Origin of the sequence: Streptomyces sp. NPDC085927 (assembly GCF_044540975.1) — a bacterium.
Lineage (GTDB): Bacteria > Actinomycetota > Actinomycetes > Streptomycetales > Streptomycetaceae > Streptomyces > Streptomyces hirsutus.
Window position 1 is genome coordinate 366,593 of sequence record NZ_JBITSN010000001.1, and the last position, 16,114, is coordinate 382,706.

Consider the following 16,114-nt stretch of genomic DNA (forward strand, 5'->3'; position numbering starts at 1 on the left):
TTCGATCACAGCTAGGTACTACATCTTCCAAAATCCGGACAAAGGGTTTCGTCGGAGATCCCTGCGAAACGGACTTGTTACACATCTATCGGGGGTGCCTGTCCGTATAGCGGACACCGGTATCAGGAAAAGCCGTTGCGAGTAGCGCGACCGCCGTGCATGGCCCTCACAGGGCTTCCGTGCACTCAACGCGCTTGGGCGGCAGGGCCATTGGCCGTCGGGTCGCACATCGGCGTGAACTTGACCACGCCGGCGCGACAACCGTCCGCTTCGGGAGAAGGGTAGTGGGCATCGCCCACTTCAGGGGCATCTCCCGGCAGGATCGAGGGTTATCCCTACCTTCCTCTTCTGCTCCGCTTCGCCACGGGACCGCGCCGTGACCTCGCGCTGTGACGCGGCACCGGCCGGTTTCGGCCTCTTCCGACGTGCCCCCGCTCCCTGACCCGGCGCGAGTTCCGCCCCCGCACGCACGAACGGCACCGGGCACCCCTGCGCTCAGGGGTGCCCGGTGCCGTAACTGCCCGCGTGCGCGGGACGGGGGCCGGCCGACGTGTCAGCCGTGCTTGGCGCGGCTCGCGGCGCGGGCGCGCTCACGGCCGTCCAGGTTCACCTTGCGGATGCGCACGGACTCCGGGGTCACCTCGACGCACTCGTCGTCGCGGCAGAACTCCAGGGACTGCTCCAGCGACAGCTTGCGCGGCGGGACGATCGCCTCGAACGAGTCGGCCGAGGACGACCGCATGTTGGTGAGCTTCTTCTCCTTGGTGATGTTGACGTCCATGTCGTCGGCGCGGGAGTTCTCGCCGACGATCATGCCCTCGTACACCTCGGTGCCGGGGTCGACGAACAGCACGCCGCGCTCCTGCAGGTTGGTCATCGCGAACGCGGTGACCGCGCCGGCGCGGTCGGCGACCAGGGAGCCGTTGTTCCGGGTCTGCAGCGGTCCGAACCAGGGCTCGTGGCCCTCGTGGATGGAGTGGGCGATACCGGTGCCGCGGGTCTGCGTGAGGAACTCGGTACGGAAGCCGATCAGTCCGCGCGAGGGCACCACGAACTCCAGGCGCACCCAGCCGGAGCCGTGGTTCGACATGTTGTCCATCCGGCCCTTGCGGATGCCCATCACCTGGGTGACCGCGCCCATGTGCTCCTCGGGCACGTCGATCGTCATGCGCTCGACGGGCTCGTGCACCTTGCCGTCGATCTCGCGGGTGACGACCTGCGGCTTGCCGACGGTGAGCTCGTAGCCCTCCCGGCGCATCTGCTCGACCAGGATCGCCAGCGCCAGCTCGCCGCGGCCCTGCACCTCCCAGGCGTCGGGGCGGCCGGTGTCCAGGACGCGCAGCGAGACGTTGCCGATGAGCTCGCGGTCCAGACGGTCCTTGACCTGGCGGGCGGTGACCTTGCGGTCCTTCACGGCCGCCTTCGCGTCGGCGCCCTTACCGGTGCTGCCGCGGCCGACCAGCGGCGAGGTGTTGGTGCCGATGGTCATGGAGATCGCGGGCTCGTCCACCATGATCAGCGGCAGCGGGACCGGGTTCTCCGGGTCGGCCAGGGTCTCGCCGATCATGATGTCCGGGATACCGGCGACCGCGCAGATGTCACCCGGGCCGGCCTTCTCGGCGGGCTTGCGGGTGAGCGCCTCGGTCATCATCAGCTCGGAGATCCGCACGTTCTGCACGGAACCGTCGCGCTTCATCCAGGCGACCGTCTGGCCCTTCTTCAGCTCGCCCTGGTGGACGCGGAGCAGGGCGATCCGGCCGAGGAAGTTGTCGGCGTCCAGGTTGGTGACGTGGGCCTGGAGCGGGGCGCCCTCGTCGTAGGTGGGGGCCGGGATGTGCGACAGGATGGTGGAGAAGAACGGCTCGAGCGAGTCCGAGTCCGCCGGGACCGTGCCGTCCGCCGGCTTGGTCAGCGAGGCGATTCCGTCACGGCCGCAGGCGTAGACGATCGGGAACTCGATCTGGTCCTCGTCGGCGTCCAGGTCGAGGAACAGGTCGTAGGCCTCGTTGACGACCTCGTCGATACGGGAGTCCGGCCGGTCCGTCTTGTTGATGCACAGGATGATCGGCAGCTTCGCCTGGAGCGCCTTGCGCAGCACGAAGCGGGTCTGGGGCAGCGGCCCCTCGGAGGAGTCGACGAGCAGCACGACACCGTCGACCATCGACAGGGCCCGCTCGACCTCGCCACCGAAGTCGGCGTGGCCGGGGGTGTCGATGATGTTGATCGTGATCGGGTCCCCACCGTCCTTGGGGTGGTACTTCACCGCCGTGTTCTTGGCGAGGATCGTGATGCCCTTCTCACGTTCCAGGTCGCCGGAGTCCATCATGCGCTCGTCGACCTGGTCGAGCTGGTGGGCTGCGAAGGCGCCTGCCTGCTTGAGCATGCCGTCGACGATGGTGGTCTTGCCGTGGTCGACGTGGGCGACGATGGCGACGTTTCGGATGTCGTGACGCTGGATGGACAAAGCCATGGGTTGGCGTACTCCCGGAATGGTGAGGAATGCCCTGCGCGGACGGCTGCGGTGCGCGGGCCCTGCCGGGCTGAACACGCCACGGCCACTCCCCATGGTACGGGCCCCCGGCACCGGGGGCTCGCCCTCCTCGTCCGGACCGGCCCCTCGGACCCGTCACGCGGGGTGATCAGGACTGATCAGGACTCCGCATCCGAGCCCGCATCCGAGCCCGAGGCGGAGTCCGAGTCCGAGCCCGATTCCGAGGTGGAGGCGGAGGCGGACGGCTCGGTGCTCTCCTCCCCGGGTGTCCGGGCCGGGCCCTGCGCGCCCTTCTTCAGATAGCCCATGTCCTCGTAGACCGGGGTACGGAATCCGAAGGCGCCGACGTTGGCCAGGCCCTTGCGGGCGGCGGTGAGCTGGGGGCGCTGGTAGAGGGGGATGGAGCCGGCCGCCGCCCAGATGCGGGCGTCCGCCTTGCGGATCAGCTCGGCGCGCTTCGCGTCGTCGAGCGTCGCGAGGGCCTGGTCGAAGAGCTGGTCGACCTGGTCGGTGCCGACGCGGGTGTAGTTCTGCCCGATGTTCAGCGAGCCGTCGGCGGCCGGGACCGGCTTGGCGTAGACGGGGCGGGCGTCGGTGGCGGGGAAGGCGGTCGCGGGCCAGGAGTAGAGGGCCAGGTCGTACTCCCCGGAGGCGATGTGGTCCGTGAAATAACTCTCGTCGTCGACCTTGGTGATCTCCGTACTGATACCGACCCGCTTCAGCATCTCCGCGATCCGGTCGGCCACGGTGGCGAGGACCTCCGAGCCGGGCCCGGAGGGGAGCACGAAGTCGAGCGTGAGCGCCTTGCCGTCCTTGGCGAGCGGGGCGCTCTCGGCCTGGGCCGGGGCGGCGGTGCCCAGGGGGGCGTAGGCGCCGGGGGCGCTGCCCCGCTTCAGCCGTGTGCGCTGGGTGCCGTCCTGGGCGAGGTGGTCGTCGCCGTTGCTGCCGTCGCTCCCGGCGTCACCGTGGTCCCCGGTGGCCTCGGCGTCCCCGTCGTCGTCCTCGCCGACGACGTACGTGCCGTCGTCGTCCGCGTCCTCGCCGGACGACCCCGCTTTCTCGCCCTCCCCGCCGGCGGCCTTCTCCCCCTTCTTCTTCACCGGGCCGCCCGGCACCCAGCCGGCGTCCGCGAGCAGGGCCCGCGCCTCCTTGGCGTTCTGGTCGCCGAGGGCACCGCTGCTGTCGGCGTAGGCGGCCTGCCCGGCGAGCGCGAGGTGGCTGCCGACGGGCTCGGCGGGCAGGCCGAGCGGCTTCAGGACCGTTTCCGCCAGGTCCCGCCGGTCCAGGGCGCGGGCCACGGCGCGGCGGACCCGTTCGTCGGCGAGGGGACCCTCGGCTCCGTTGAGGGCGAGCTGGGTGTAGGCGGGCTCCAGCGACTTGCGCACCTCGAAGCCGCTGAGGGCCAGCCGCTCACGTGTGAGCTCCGCGGCGGCCTCGCGCCGCTCCTCGCGGGCGGAGACCTCCTCGTCGGCGGCCTCCTCGTCGGAGCCGTTCGCGACGGCCCAGGAGCGCAGGGCCTTCGACGCGGACCGTCCGGCCCCGCGGCCTGCGGCTCCGGGGCCCATCAGGGCCGTACTGTCCTCGGCCGCACTGCCCGACGCGCTCGCACTCGCGCTCCCGCTCGTACCTGGGCTCGCGCTCCCGCTCGGGCTCGTGCCCCGCGGGCCGGCGGCGACGGAGATGCGGCGGGCGGCCGTGGCGTCGACCTCGGCCAGGTCCAGGGTTCCGGCGGTGAGCGCGGCGACGCGTTCGTCGTGGGGCACCTCGCGCAGCACGATCGTGGAGAGCCGGGCCGGTTCGCCCCACCAGCGGGCGTTGCGGGTGAGGGTGACCTCGTCGTCCTCGCGGTCGACCTTCTTCACCTTGAACGGGCCGGCGGTGACCTTCAGCTTCTTGCGGGCCCCGTCGTTGAAGGAGTCCGGGGTGCCCATGACGTCCTTCGGGTACAGCGGTGCGAACAGCGACTTCCAGTCGGCGTAGGTCCGGCCGAAGGTGACCTTGACCTCCAGGTCGCCCTTGCCGCGCTCGATCTTCTCGATGCGGTCGTAGCCGGCGTTGCGGGCGGTCCAGTAGGCGGAGTCCTTGCCGGACAGGGCGCGCCACTGGGCGGCGAAGTCGGCGGCGCCGATCTCCCGGCCGTCGCTCCAGACGGCCTGCTGGTTGAGCTTGTAGAGGACGACCTGCTTGGGCTCGGTCTCGACGACCTCGGCGGACTCCAGGTAGTCGGGGTTGCGCACCGGACGTCCCCGGCTGTCCGTCCGGAACATCGACGGCAGCACGGCCTGGGCGATCCGGACGGTGGTGGCGTCGGCGTCCGCCTGGAAGGCGTTCAGGGTCTCCGGGACGGTGTCCACGCCCCAGCGCAGGGTGCCGCCGTCCGCGATTCCCGCGCGGTCGGCGCGGGCGATGTCCCCGCCGGCGAGGGGACGGCCGGCCGGGTCGTCGTCGGAGCTGCATCCGGCCAGCGCGGGCACCACGAGCGCGCCCGCGGTGAGGAAGGCGACCGAGCGCATGACCGCGCGCGGGCCGACGCCGTCGTGGGACATCTCTGGTTACCTCCGTGAAGCTGCGGGCGTTATGATCACTTTTGTTGGTATTTGGATCTCATCTGATGTATGCGGCCACTGAAGAGGAAAGGGTTCGGCAACCAAGAGCGACACGGCGGCCATGGATCGGAAGGGCACCCGTACGGCGTACAACACCGCGCGATGCACCCATGCGCCTCGGCCAATCGATGCACATCCCTTCACAGCGCAAGGTGTGACGCGCAACACTCGCAGGCGCATGAACGTTGCCGCCTTGGGCCTGAAGGACCCTGATGGACCCGCGAGAAGTGAGGGCAAGTCATGTCCGTGCACGACGAACTGGCATCCGTCCAGCGCAGTCTCGACGACCTGATCCGGTCGGTGGGACGCCTGGAGAAGCAGCTCGGCAGCGGCGGCCTGGAAATGCGCCGCGTCCGGTCCGACACCAACCATCTGCGCGAGAGCGTCGCGCTGCTCCGGGAGACGGCCGTCACCACGGCCGGCGTACCGCAGCGGCCCGATCTCGTCACCATCTCCGACACGCCGTACGACCCGTCCCTGTGGGTGGACACGGACGACGAGGGGCTCGGCGCGCGCGACCGCCGCGCTCCCTGACCTCCTCCCCTCCCCTCCCCCCTCGCAGGATCCGCCGCGCCCCCCTGACCCCGACCGGAGCGGACAAGTGGCCACTGGTACGGAACCTCCCGCCACAGACCCCCAACCCCGACGTACCGGCGTGAGAACCGGTACCCGCGCCGCGATCGCCGCTCCGCACCTGCGGACCGACCGCTGGTGGCTGGCCCCGGCCGCCACCGCGGCCGGTCTGCTCGCCTTCGTCGTCTACTCGACCTGGCGGGCCCTGTCGAACGCGGACTACTACGCGGCGCCGTACGTCTCGCCGTTCTACTCCCCGTGCCTCGCCGAGAACTGCGAGCCGATGCGCGGCGGGCCCAACTGGGAGCTGTTCGGAAGCTGGTGGGGCCTCTCACCGGCGATCCTCATCCTGATCTTCCCGCTCGGCTTCCGCCTGACCTGCTACTACTACCGCAAGGCCTACTACCGGGGTTTCTGGGCGTCCCCGCCGGCCTGCGCGGTCGCCGAACCGCACAAGAAGTACACCGGGGAGACCCGCTTCCCGCTGATCCTGCAGAACATCCACCGGTACTTCTTCTACGCGGCGCTCCTGGTCGCCCTGGTGCTGTCCTACGACACCGTCCTCGCCTTCCGCGACGAGCACTACGCGTGGGGCCACATGGGGCTCGGCACCCTCGTCTTCCTGGTCAACATCGCGCTGATCTGGGCGTACACCCTCTCCTGCCACTCCTGCCGGCACATCGTCGGCGGCAAGCTCAAGCACTTCTCCCGGCATCCCGTGCGCTACCGGATGTGGCAGTGGGTGGGGCGGCTGAACGCCCGGCACATGCAGCTCGCCTGGGCGTCGCTGGTGAGCGTGGCGGTCGCCGACCTCTACGTCTATCTCGTCGCGTCCGGCGCCTTCGACGATCCGCGTTTCTTCTGACCCTCCGAGCGTTCTGTGAGTGTTGCGAGTGTTGCGAGTTCTGTGAGTTCTGGCAGGTTATGACGGTTTCCGACGAGTGGGGCCTTTGAGATGACCGTGGTCGACCGGCAGGAATGGGACGTCGTCGTGGTCGGTGCGGGCGGCGCCGGGCTGCGCGCCGCCATCGAGGCACGCGAGCGGGGCGCCCGTACGGCGGTGATCTGCAAGTCGCTGTTCGGCAAGGCCCACACCGTGATGGCCGAGGGCGGGATCGCCGCCGCCATGGCCAACGTCAACACCGGCGACAACTGGAAGGTCCACTTCCGCGACACCCTGCGCGGCGGGAAGTTCCTCAACCAGTGGCGGATGGCCGAACTGCACGCCCAGGAGGCGCCGCAACGGGTGTGGGAGCTGGAGACCTGGGGCGCGCTGTTCGACCGGACGAAGGACGGCCGGATCTCCCAGCGCAACTTCGGCGGCCACGAGTACCCGCGCCTCGCGCACGTCGGCGACCGCACCGGCCTGGAGCTGATCCGCACCCTCCAGCAGAAGATCGTCGCCCTCCAGCAGGAGGACTTCCGCGAGACCGGGGACTACGAGTCCCGGCTGAAGGTCTTCCAGGAGTGCACGGTCACCCGCGTGCTCAAGGACGGCCGCCACGTCTCCGGCGTCTTCGGCTACGAACGGGAGTCCGGGCGCTTCTTCGTCCTGGAGGCGCCCGCCGTGGTCCTCTCGACGGGCGGCATCGGCAAGTCGTTCAAGGTGACGTCGAACTCGTGGGAGTACACGGGCGACGGCCACGCGCTGGCGCTGCTGGCCGGGGCGCCGCTGCTCAACATGGAGTTCGTGCAGTTCCACCCCACGGGCATGGTCTGGCCGCCGTCGGTGAAGGGCATCCTGGTCACCGAGTCGGTGCGCGGCGACGGCGGGGTGCTGCGCAACTCCGAGGGCAAGCGGTTCATGTTCGACTACGTGCCGGACGTCTTCAAGGAGAAGTACGCCGAGTCCGAGGAGGAGGGCGACCGCTGGTACGACGACCCGGACCACAACCGCCGTCCCCCCGAACTGCTCCCCCGCGACGAGGTCGCCCGCGCGATCAACGCCGAGGTGAAGGCGGGCCGCGGCTCCCCGCACGGCGGGGTCTTCCTGGACGTGTCCACCCGGATGCCGGCCGAGGTCATCAAGCGCCGGCTGCCGTCGATGTACCACCAGTTCAAGGAGCTGGCGGACGTCGACATCACGGCGGAGGCGATGGAGGTCGGGCCCACCTGCCACTACGTGATGGGGGGCATCGCCGTCGACTCGGACACGGCGGCGACGCGCGGGGTGCCGGGGCTGTTCGCGGCCGGTGAGGTGGCCGGCGGCATGCACGGCTCCAACCGGCTGGGCGGGAACTCCCTCTCCGACCTGCTGGTCTTCGGGCGCCGGGCCGGCCGGCACGCGGCCGAGCACGCGGCGGGGCAGGAGCGGCCCCGGGTGGACGACGTCCAGGTGGACGCCGCCGCCGCGGAGGCCCTGCGACCGTTCTCGGCGGAGAGCGAGGACACGGACGGGAGCCCCCCGGAGAACCCGTACACCCTGCACCAGGAGCTCCAGCAGACGATGAACGACCTGGTCGGCATCATCCGTCGCGAGCACGAGATGGAGCAGGCCCTGCGGAAACTGGCCGAGCTGCGGGCCCGCGCCCGGCGGGCCGGTGTCGAGGGGCACCGGCAGTTCAACCCGGGGTGGCACCTCGCCCTGGATCTGCGGAACATGCTGCTGGTCAGCGAGTGTGTGGCGCGGGCCGCGCTGGAGCGTACCGAGTCGCGCGGCGGCCACACCCGCGAGGACCACTCCGCGATGGAACGCTCCTGGCGCAACGTCAACCTGCTGTGCGCGATGACCGATCCGACGGGCGGCGTCGCGGCCACCGACCCGGAGCGCGGCCAGATCGTCCTGACCCGTGAGACCACCGAACCCATCCGCCCCGACCTGCTCGCCCTCTTCGAGAAGGAGGAGCTGGTCAAGTACCTCACCGAAGAGGAGCTGTACGAGTGAGCAGCTATGAGGCCCGCTTCAAGGTGTGGCGCGGGGACGTACGGGGCGGCGGTCTGGAGGACTTCCGGGTCGAGGTGCACGACGGCGAGGTGGTCCTCGACATCGTCCACCGGCTCCAGGCCACCCAGGCCCCCGACCTCGCCGTCCGCTGGAACTGCAAGGCGGGCAAGTGCGGTTCGTGCTCGGCCGAGATCAACGGCCGCCCGCGGCTGCTGTGCATGACCCGGATGTCGGTGTTCGACCGGGACGAGACGATCACCGTGACCCCGCTGCGGGCCTTCCCCGTGGTCCGCGACCTGGTGACGGACGTCGGCTTCAACTACACGAAGGCCCGCGAGGTGCCGGCCTTCGTGCCGCCGGAGGGCGTCGGGCCCGGCGAGTACCGGATGACGCAGGAGGACGTGGAGCGGTCGCAGGAGTTCCGCAAGTGCATCGAGTGCTTCCTGTGCCAGGACACCTGCCACGTGGTCCGCGACCACGAGGAGAACAAGCAGGCCTTCGCCGGACCGCGGTTCCTGATGCGGGTGGCGGAGCTGGACATGCATCCGCTGGACGCGGCCGACGAGTCCGGCCTGGACCGCAAACGCACGGCGCAGGACGAGCACGGGCTCGGCTACTGCAACATCACCAAGTGCTGCACGGAGGTGTGCCCCGAGGGCATCAGGATCACGGACAACGCCCTGATCCCGCTGAAGGAACGGGCGGCGGACCGCAAGTACGACCCGCTCGTCTGGCTCGGGAACAAGATCCGGCGCCGGTCGGCGCCGTCCTGACACCCCGGGCCCCCGACGTCCCCGGCGCCCCCGGGCGCGGGGGTCCGGGGGACTCAAGGGCCCGGGGTCGCAGGGGCTCGGGGTCGCAGGGGTGGAGCTCGGGGAGCGGGGGCCGGTCAGTCGGTTCCGGAGGTTCCCGCCGGGGTTTCCGCCGAGGTTCCCGCCGGGGCGGGCGCCGCCCGCAGATAGCCGGAGTGCGCCACCTGACCGAGGAAGGCCAGCCTGGTGTCGGTGGCCATGTGCTTCTCGAAGGCCTCCTTGATCCCCGGCCACTTCGGGTGCCCGAAGTCGTCCAGGACGACGATGCCGCCGGGTGCCACGATCCGCTCGGCCCACTCCAGGTCCGCGGCGACACCGGCGGCCGAGTGGTCGCCGTCCACGACGATCACACCGTAGGAACGGTCGGAGACCAGGGCCCGTACCTCGGGGTCCTCGGAGAAACCCTGCTGGATCCGGGTCGCCGTACCGGCGGCACCGACCAGGGCGAGATTGGCGCGCACCGCCGCTCCGCGCACCGGGGTGCCGGTGACGTCGCCGGTCATGGAGGTACCGGGCTGGAGCTGCGTCCCCGCGAGCGGGTCGACGATGGTCAGCTTCGGATCGCGTCCGGCGCGCTCCATCATCCGGATCAGGCCCGCGCCGAACATGCCGTACAGCGTGCCGATCTCGAGGATCTCGTCGTTCGGCGGATCGAGCAGGGGCACGGCGGAGAGCTTGCCGCAGATGTTCATGGTGCCGCCGGCGATCCGGCCGACGCCGAGCGCCTCCAGGGCGATGAGCAGCCGGAAGGCCTGGGCGACGTTGCGTTCCGCGCCGTCGCGTTCCCCGGTGACCCCGGTCAGCTCCGTGACGGTCCGCTCCAGGTGGGAGGCGGAGGGAAGCCGGGACGCGCCGCGCCCCGTCCCGTCGAAGAAGAGCTCCAGGGGACGCTGGCGGTTGCGCAGTGTCCTGAGTTCCTGGCGCAGTGGTTCGCCCGCGGTGTCCGCGAGGGCGCGTCCGATCTGGCGCTGGATGCGCTGGTCGATCAGGTCGGCGACGGGGCGCAGGGCGCGCCGGGCGACCTTGCTGGTGAGTAGCGCTCGCATGGGTCGGTGATCCTCACAGGGGTGGGAGGTGGCACCGACCGTAGGGGGCGGACCGGACCCCCACAACGGACATCGCCGCCCCGCCGCGAAAACTTCCGGTACCGACGGTCTGCCGTCATGGAGTGTTCACCCAGTCTTCCCGGTACGCGGCCCAGTCCTCCTCCGTCGCCGCGAAGTCCACGTAGAGGGCGACGCCGAAGTCCGGCCGGTCGGCGTCGGCGCGGGACAGCCCGAGCCGCACGCCGCGGACGGCGGCCGGGACGGTCTCGGCGTGGGCCCAGTGACCGAACCGGTTCTCCTTGAAGAAGGGCAGGCCCATGAGCAGGTCGGTGCCGGGCGGGGTGGCCTCCAGCGCGAGCGCGGTCTGCTGGGCGACGTACCCGCCGTAGGTGCCCTCCAGCGGCTGCATGGTGTCGTACGACATGACGGCGATCTGGTCGACGCGGCGCGCGACCTGCCCGAAGAACTCCTGCGACCACCACTTGGGATGGCCGGTGACCGCGCCCCAGAAGGAGTGGAAGCCCGGGAGCGGATCGATCTGGTGGGCGGCGACGGACAGGGGGACGTCGCGGGAGCCCGTCTCCTCGTGCAGGGCGTCGAGCAGCGTGAGGTAGTCGCCGTCGCCGGAGTGCAGGGGCTCCAGGTCGAAGTGGACGCCGTCGTAGCCGGTGTCCAGGATCTCCCGGGTGGACCGGAGGATCGCGGCGCGGGACTCGGCGCGCTCCAGGTGCAGCGCCTCGGGGTGTTCGGGGGCGAGGATGTCGCCGAGCCAGGCCTGGACCCGGACGCCGGGTATCTCCCGGTGCACCGACTCGATCAGCCAACGGGCGCGCGGGTAGGCAGACTTCGGCAGGCTTCCGTCGTGCTCTAGCGGACCCGAGTGGACGTACAGGTCGCGTATCCCGGTGCCGTCGAGCTGCCGGGCGAGGGCGGTGACGTCGGCGTCCTTCTTCCGCCCGTCGACCCAGGCGTGCCCGAGCCAGAGGGCGTCGCGGCCGCGGGTGTACGTCCCGTCGGCCGGGTCGCCGGTGAAGTTGACCCGCAGTACCGTCCCGGCGGTCAGCAACGGCACCAGCACCGCGAGCACGGCCGTGAGCGTGACCCACGTGAGCCGGCGCTTCCAACGCCGGGGCGGTCTCCCTGCGCTCTCCCTCTCCTCGTGCTCGTGCCGGGTGTTCTCCGCGTCGTCGGGTCCGGACTCGTCCGGCTCGGTGGGCTCCATGGGCGCCATGGGCTCCGCGGACCCGGGCCCCATAGGCCCCGTGGGCTCCGTACGCTCCGTGCGTGACATCGCGCGTCCCCTCCGCCGCCGGCCCCGTCCGGACCCACGGCTGATCTTGGGGAGGAGGACGAGGGCGGGGACGCCGCGGTTGCGCTCAGGCGGCGGTGGGCGCGTGCCGTACGTGCGCGTGCCCGTCCAGGGGGAAGGCCGGCGGCGCGGCGGGGAGGGTGCCGGCCAGTGTGAAACCGGCCTTCTCGGCGACCCGGCAGGAGGCCACGTTGTCGACCTGGTGCAGCAGCTCCAGGCGGGTCAGGCCCTCGTGGGCGAAGGCCGTGAACGCCCAGCCGGTCAGCGCCCTCAGCGCGCGCGGAGCCACTCCCCGGCCCCGCGCGCGGGCGGCGGTCCAGTAGCCCACCTCGGCGGAACCCGAGCCCCTGGCCGCGTACTTGAGGACGACGTTGCCGACGAGCCGCACCGCGGTGCCGGGTGCCCGCGTCTCCGCCGGAGTCTCTTCGAGCGCCTCCTCCGGCGCCTCCTCAACGGCGAACGAGAAGCGGTCCCCCGCCTCCCGGCCCCGCTGCTGCGCCGTCACCCAGCGCGCCGCGCCGGCCTCGTCGTGCACGGCCTCGCTCGTCCAGCGGCGCAGCGCCTCGTCCCGGTACAGCTCGGCCAGCTCCGCCGAGTCCTCCGGGCTCCAGGGCCGCAGGGTGAGGGTGCCGGCCGGCAGGCGTGTCGGAGTCGTGTGCATACGGCGAGGGTAGGAGGACGGGCCGCCCGGCTCCGGAGCGGGGCCGGCGGAACGGAGGGGCGGGGTCAGAAGAGGCTCAGGAGGGCTTCTGCGGGGTCGGTGAGCGTGGTGTCGGCGCCGGGGAGGGGGAGTTCGAACCAGACGGTCTTGCCACGGGGGGTGCGGCGGGAGCCCCAGGCCGCGCTGAGCAGGCCGACGAGCTGAAGGCCGCGGCCGCCCTCGTCGGTGTCGCGGGCGCGGCGGCGGCGCGGCTGGACCAGGCCCGCGTCCCAGACTTCGCAGACCAGGGTGCGGTCGAGGAGGAGACGGAGCCTGATCTCGCCCTCGCCGTACCGCAGGGCGTTGGTGACCAGCTCGCTGACCAGGAGTTCCGTGGTGTCGACGAGGGGTTCCAGGTCCCAGGCGAGCAGCTGGGCGCGGGCGTACTCACGGGCGCGGCCCACGCTGCGGGGTTCGCGCGGCAGGGCCCAGTCGCCGACGGAGTCGGCGGGCAGCCCCTGGACCCTGGCCATGAGCAGCGCGATGTCGTCCTCGCCGTGGTGGGTGTCGAGGGTGTTGAGGACGTGGTCGCAGACGTCCTCCAGGTTCCGGGTGTCGGCGCGCGGCGGCGTCGAGGCGTCGTAGGGCGCGTCGCCCGACGGCCGGACGGGGCCGGTGAGGGCTCCCACGAAGGCCTGGAGTCCCTCGTCGAGGGGATGGTCGCGGCTCTCGACCAGCCCGTCCGTGTAGAGCGCGAGCAGGGCGCCCTCGGGCAGTTCGACCTCGACCTCCTCGAAGGGTTCCCCGCCGACGCCGAGCGGCAGGCCCGGCGGCACGTCCAGCATCAGTGCGGACTCGCCGGGTTCGACCAGGACGGGTGGCAGGTGGCCCGCGTTGGCGAAGGTGCACCGCCTGGTCACCGAGTCGTACACGGCGTAGATGCACGTCGCCAGGTAGATCTCGGAGAGGTCGGCCTCCCGGGGCCGGCGGGCGGCCCGGGTCGCCTGCTGGACCCCGCCGGGGGCACCGAGGCCTCGGGCGATCTCGTCCAACTGGGAGAGGACCTCGGCGGGTTCGAGGTCGAGCTGGGCCAGGGTGCGGACGGCGGTGCGCAGTTCACCCATCGCCACCGCGGCGCGCAGGCCCCGCCCCATCACGTCCCCGACGACCAACGCGGTGCGGTGGCCGGGCAGTTCGATCACGTCGAACCAGTCGCCGCCGACCTCGCCGGCCCGGCCGGTCGCCGCGCTGCCGGGCAGGTACCGGCAGGCGATGTCGAGGCCGGAGGCCTCCGGGTCGCCGGGCGGGAGCAGGGACCGCTGGAGTATCAGGGCGCGCTCGTGCTCGCGCCGGTAGAGGCGGGCGTTGTCGATACAGACGGCGGCGCGCGCGGCCAGCTCCACGGCGAGATCGCGGTCGCGGTCCCCGAACGGCTCGCTGCCCTTGGTACGGGCGAACTGGGCGAGGCCGACCACCGTGTCGTGGGCGACCATCGGCACGGCGAGCGTGGACCGCACCAGCCCGCCCTCCTCGCCCGGCACGGTCCGCGGGCGGGCGGTGCGCAGGGCGTCCGCGCACGGCGAGTTGAACGCGTAGTGGTGGACGGCACCGAGCTTGACGGGCTCTCCGGTGACGCTGAACGGCGCGTCGGAGACGGCGCTGGCGAAGGCGACACGGCGCACCTCCGCGCTGCCGTCGGCGAGACCCGGCGGGGTCTCGTCGCCGGCCAGCAGTCCCTGGTAGAGGTCGACGGTGGCCAGGTCGCAGAAGCCGGGAACGACGACGTCGAGGAGTTCGCGGGCCGTGGTCTCCAGGTCGAGGGAATTGCCGATCCGGGCACCGGCCTCGTTGAGCAGGGCCAGATTGCGCCGCGCAGCGGCGGCCTCGCGGGCGGCGGCCCGGCGGGCCGTGATGTCCGTCGCCAGCCATGCGATGCCGATGGGACGGCCGCTGCCGCTGTGCACGCGGTACAGGTTGATGGACCAGTGACGGCGCCCTTCGGTGCCCGGTACGAAGCCCGTGACGTGCATGTCCGTGATGGATTCGCCGGTGTCCAGCACCCTGCGCATGGTCGCGTCGACCCGCTCGGCCTCACCGCGCGGCAGATAGTCGTGGACGTCCTTGCCCCGGTGGTCGTCGGGCGTACCGCCGAAGATGGACGCGAACCGCTGGTTGGCGCGGCGAACCCGCAGATCGGGGTCGATCAGCAGGAACCCGAAAGGAGACTGGCCGAAAATGGCCTGCGAAGCGGCAAGATCCGTCTCGATGCTGCGCAGGGTGCGCACGTCGACGACGATGCAGACGGCCGCCCTCTCGCCCTCCTCGGTGTGCGTCGGCATGACGTAGACCTCGGCGAGGGCCTCCCCGCCGGGCTCGCCGTCCTCCTCCGTCCCGGGGAGCCGGAAGGGGACGACCCCGGTCCACTCCCGGCCGTCGAGGATCTCGGCCATCTTGCGCTGGCCCTGCTCGCGCCGGTCCGGGTCGATGAAGGCCGCGATGGGGTCCATCCCGACGGCCCGCTCCGCCGGGATGCCGAAGATCTGCTCGGCGCGCAGGCTCCACTGGTCGACCAGTCCGTCGGGGCCGATGGAGAAGGACGCGACCCTGATGTAGTCGTACATGGAGCCGGGAGGACTGACCTGCCACGTCCCGCCCGCCGACGGAATGCCACCGGCGGGCAGCCCGTCGTCGAAAGCAGTGGCGGAGGACGAGGCGTCAGTGACCGGGCTGCCGGTGGCCGAGCTGCCGGTGGCCGAGCTGCCGGTGGCCGAGTTGTCAGTGGCTGACAGGTGAGCGGACGAGGCATCGCCGGAAGAGAGGCCGTCCGCGGCCTCGGCCCTCGCGCCGTCCCACGGGTCCTTGGACTCCGTGGCCTTCGCTGGTATCTCGCTCACGCGAACCGTCCCCTCCAGCTCACCGCGTCCGGCACCGGTCACCGGGGGCGGCTGCCCGCAGTATCCAGCACTACGGCGCCGCACAACACGGTGTTCACGATCACAGCACGGTCCCGATGCTTTTCGGTCCGGACTGTGAGAACACTCCCAGTCTTCTAACCAGCGGACACGTCATCGAACCCCCTTCATCGACAACCATCAGGGGCCTGAACCGGCCGTTCGACAGGGACGGCCCGTACGTACACCGGCGAGGAGCGGCACAGCGTCTCGTTTCAGCCGGGGGCGAACGCTCACTTCGGCACCGCGAGTTCGAACCACACGGTCTTGCCGACGTCGCCGGGCCGGATGCCCCAGCGGCGGGTGGTGCGGGCGACGAGCTGCAGTCCGCGTCCGCCCTCGTCCCCGGGCTGGGCGACCCGCTCGTGCGGAAATTCCGGCAGCGGGTCGGAGACCTCCACCCGCAGGATCCCGTCGAGGCCGGAAGGGCGCACCAGGCGGACGTCTATGGGACCGGTGGCGTACCGCAGGGCGTTGGTGACCAGCTCGCTGACCAGCAGGGTCACGAGGTCACCGACGCCGTCGAGGCCCCAGCCGTGCAGCTGGGCCCGGACCATGGAGCGCGCGGCGCCCACGGCACCCGGGTCCGCGGGGAAGGTCCACGTGATGTGGTCGCCCTCGGTGTCGATCACGTGGATCACTTCCGTCACTTCCCGGTCGGCGAGTCGACCCACGTCATGCCGCATGGGGACTAATAGTCCTATACCCGGCATTCAAGGCCGGTTACCGTCCCCCGGCGGCGCATCGTGGCACCGTGGCGCGGGACGGCTCCCCCGCCCCGCCACCACGCACCACCGTCCCC

General features: G+C 71.4%; 11 protein-coding genes. 4 read left to right on the forward strand and 7 right to left on the reverse strand.

Annotated elements, in window-relative coordinates:
* Positions 1-553 precede the first annotated feature (553 nt).
* Both typA and ACIF80_RS01750 read right to left on the reverse strand, forming a co-directional pair.
* Positions 554-2,470 (reverse strand): translational GTPase TypA, encoded by a 1,917-nt coding sequence (gene typA / locus ACIF80_RS01745; RefSeq protein WP_399798053.1) that lies wholly within the window; start codon positions 2,468-2,470, stop codon positions 554-556.
* A 179-nt stretch (positions 2,471-2,649) separates the two neighbouring features.
* Entirely contained in the window at positions 2,650-5,037 is a 2,388-nt protein-coding gene (locus ACIF80_RS01750) for an ABC transporter family substrate-binding protein (RefSeq protein ID WP_399798055.1), read from the reverse strand.
* 300 nt (positions 5,038-5,337) lie between these two features.
* On the opposite strand from ACIF80_RS01750, the gene ACIF80_RS01755 reads away from it, so the two are divergent.
* From ACIF80_RS01755 to ACIF80_RS01770, 4 genes are all read left to right on the forward strand, one after another.
* Positions 5,338-5,631: a hypothetical protein gene (locus ACIF80_RS01755; RefSeq protein WP_065002018.1), complete on the forward strand. Its 294-nt coding sequence runs from the start codon at positions 5,338-5,340 to the stop codon at positions 5,629-5,631.
* Between the two features lie 67 nt (positions 5,632-5,698).
* A complete protein-coding gene (locus ACIF80_RS01760; RefSeq protein ID WP_399798058.1) occupies positions 5,699-6,535 on the forward strand; it encodes a hypothetical protein in 837 nt (278 codons plus the stop codon).
* 90 nt (positions 6,536-6,625) lie between these two features.
* Positions 6,626-8,554 (forward strand): fumarate reductase/succinate dehydrogenase flavoprotein subunit, encoded by a 1,929-nt coding sequence (locus tag ACIF80_RS01765; RefSeq protein WP_399798061.1) that lies wholly within the window; start codon positions 6,626-6,628, stop codon positions 8,552-8,554.
* Positions 8,551-9,327 carry a succinate dehydrogenase/fumarate reductase iron-sulfur subunit gene (locus tag ACIF80_RS01770; RefSeq protein ID WP_399798063.1) on the forward strand — a complete coding sequence of 259 codons (777 nt, stop codon included), beginning with the start codon at positions 8,551-8,553 and terminating at the stop codon, positions 9,325-9,327. Before ACIF80_RS01765 ends, ACIF80_RS01770 begins: the two co-directional genes overlap by 4 nt.
* 116 nt (positions 9,328-9,443) lie before the next feature.
* Here ACIF80_RS01770 and ACIF80_RS01775 read toward each other — a convergent pair whose 3' ends face one another.
* The 5 genes from ACIF80_RS01775 to ACIF80_RS01795 all read right to left on the reverse strand — a co-directional run bounded on the left by ACIF80_RS01775 (position 9,444) and on the right by ACIF80_RS01795 (position 15,998).
* The gene (locus ACIF80_RS01775; protein WP_399798066.1) at positions 9,444-10,412 is read right to left on the reverse strand and encodes a class I SAM-dependent methyltransferase; all 969 of its coding nucleotides are present in this window, start codon (positions 10,410-10,412) and stop codon (positions 9,444-9,446) included.
* Between the two features lie 115 nt (positions 10,413-10,527).
* The gene (locus ACIF80_RS01780) at positions 10,528-11,643 is read right to left on the reverse strand and encodes a hypothetical protein (RefSeq protein ID WP_399798069.1); all 1,116 of its coding nucleotides are present in this window, start codon (positions 11,641-11,643) and stop codon (positions 10,528-10,530) included.
* A 145-nt stretch (positions 11,644-11,788) separates the two neighbouring features.
* On the reverse strand, positions 11,789-12,382 hold the full coding sequence (locus ACIF80_RS01785; RefSeq protein WP_399798071.1) for a GNAT family N-acetyltransferase: 594 nt from the start codon (positions 12,380-12,382) through the stop codon (positions 11,789-11,791).
* Positions 12,383-12,447: 65 nt separating this feature from the next.
* Positions 12,448-15,255: a SpoIIE family protein phosphatase gene (locus ACIF80_RS01790; protein WP_399798074.1), complete on the reverse strand. Its 2,808-nt coding sequence runs from the start codon at positions 15,253-15,255 to the stop codon at positions 12,448-12,450.
* A 290-nt stretch (positions 15,256-15,545) separates the two neighbouring features.
* Entirely contained in the window at positions 15,546-15,998 is a 453-nt protein-coding gene (locus ACIF80_RS01795) for an ATP-binding protein (protein WP_399798075.1), read from the reverse strand.
* Positions 15,999-16,114 lie beyond the last annotated feature (116 nt).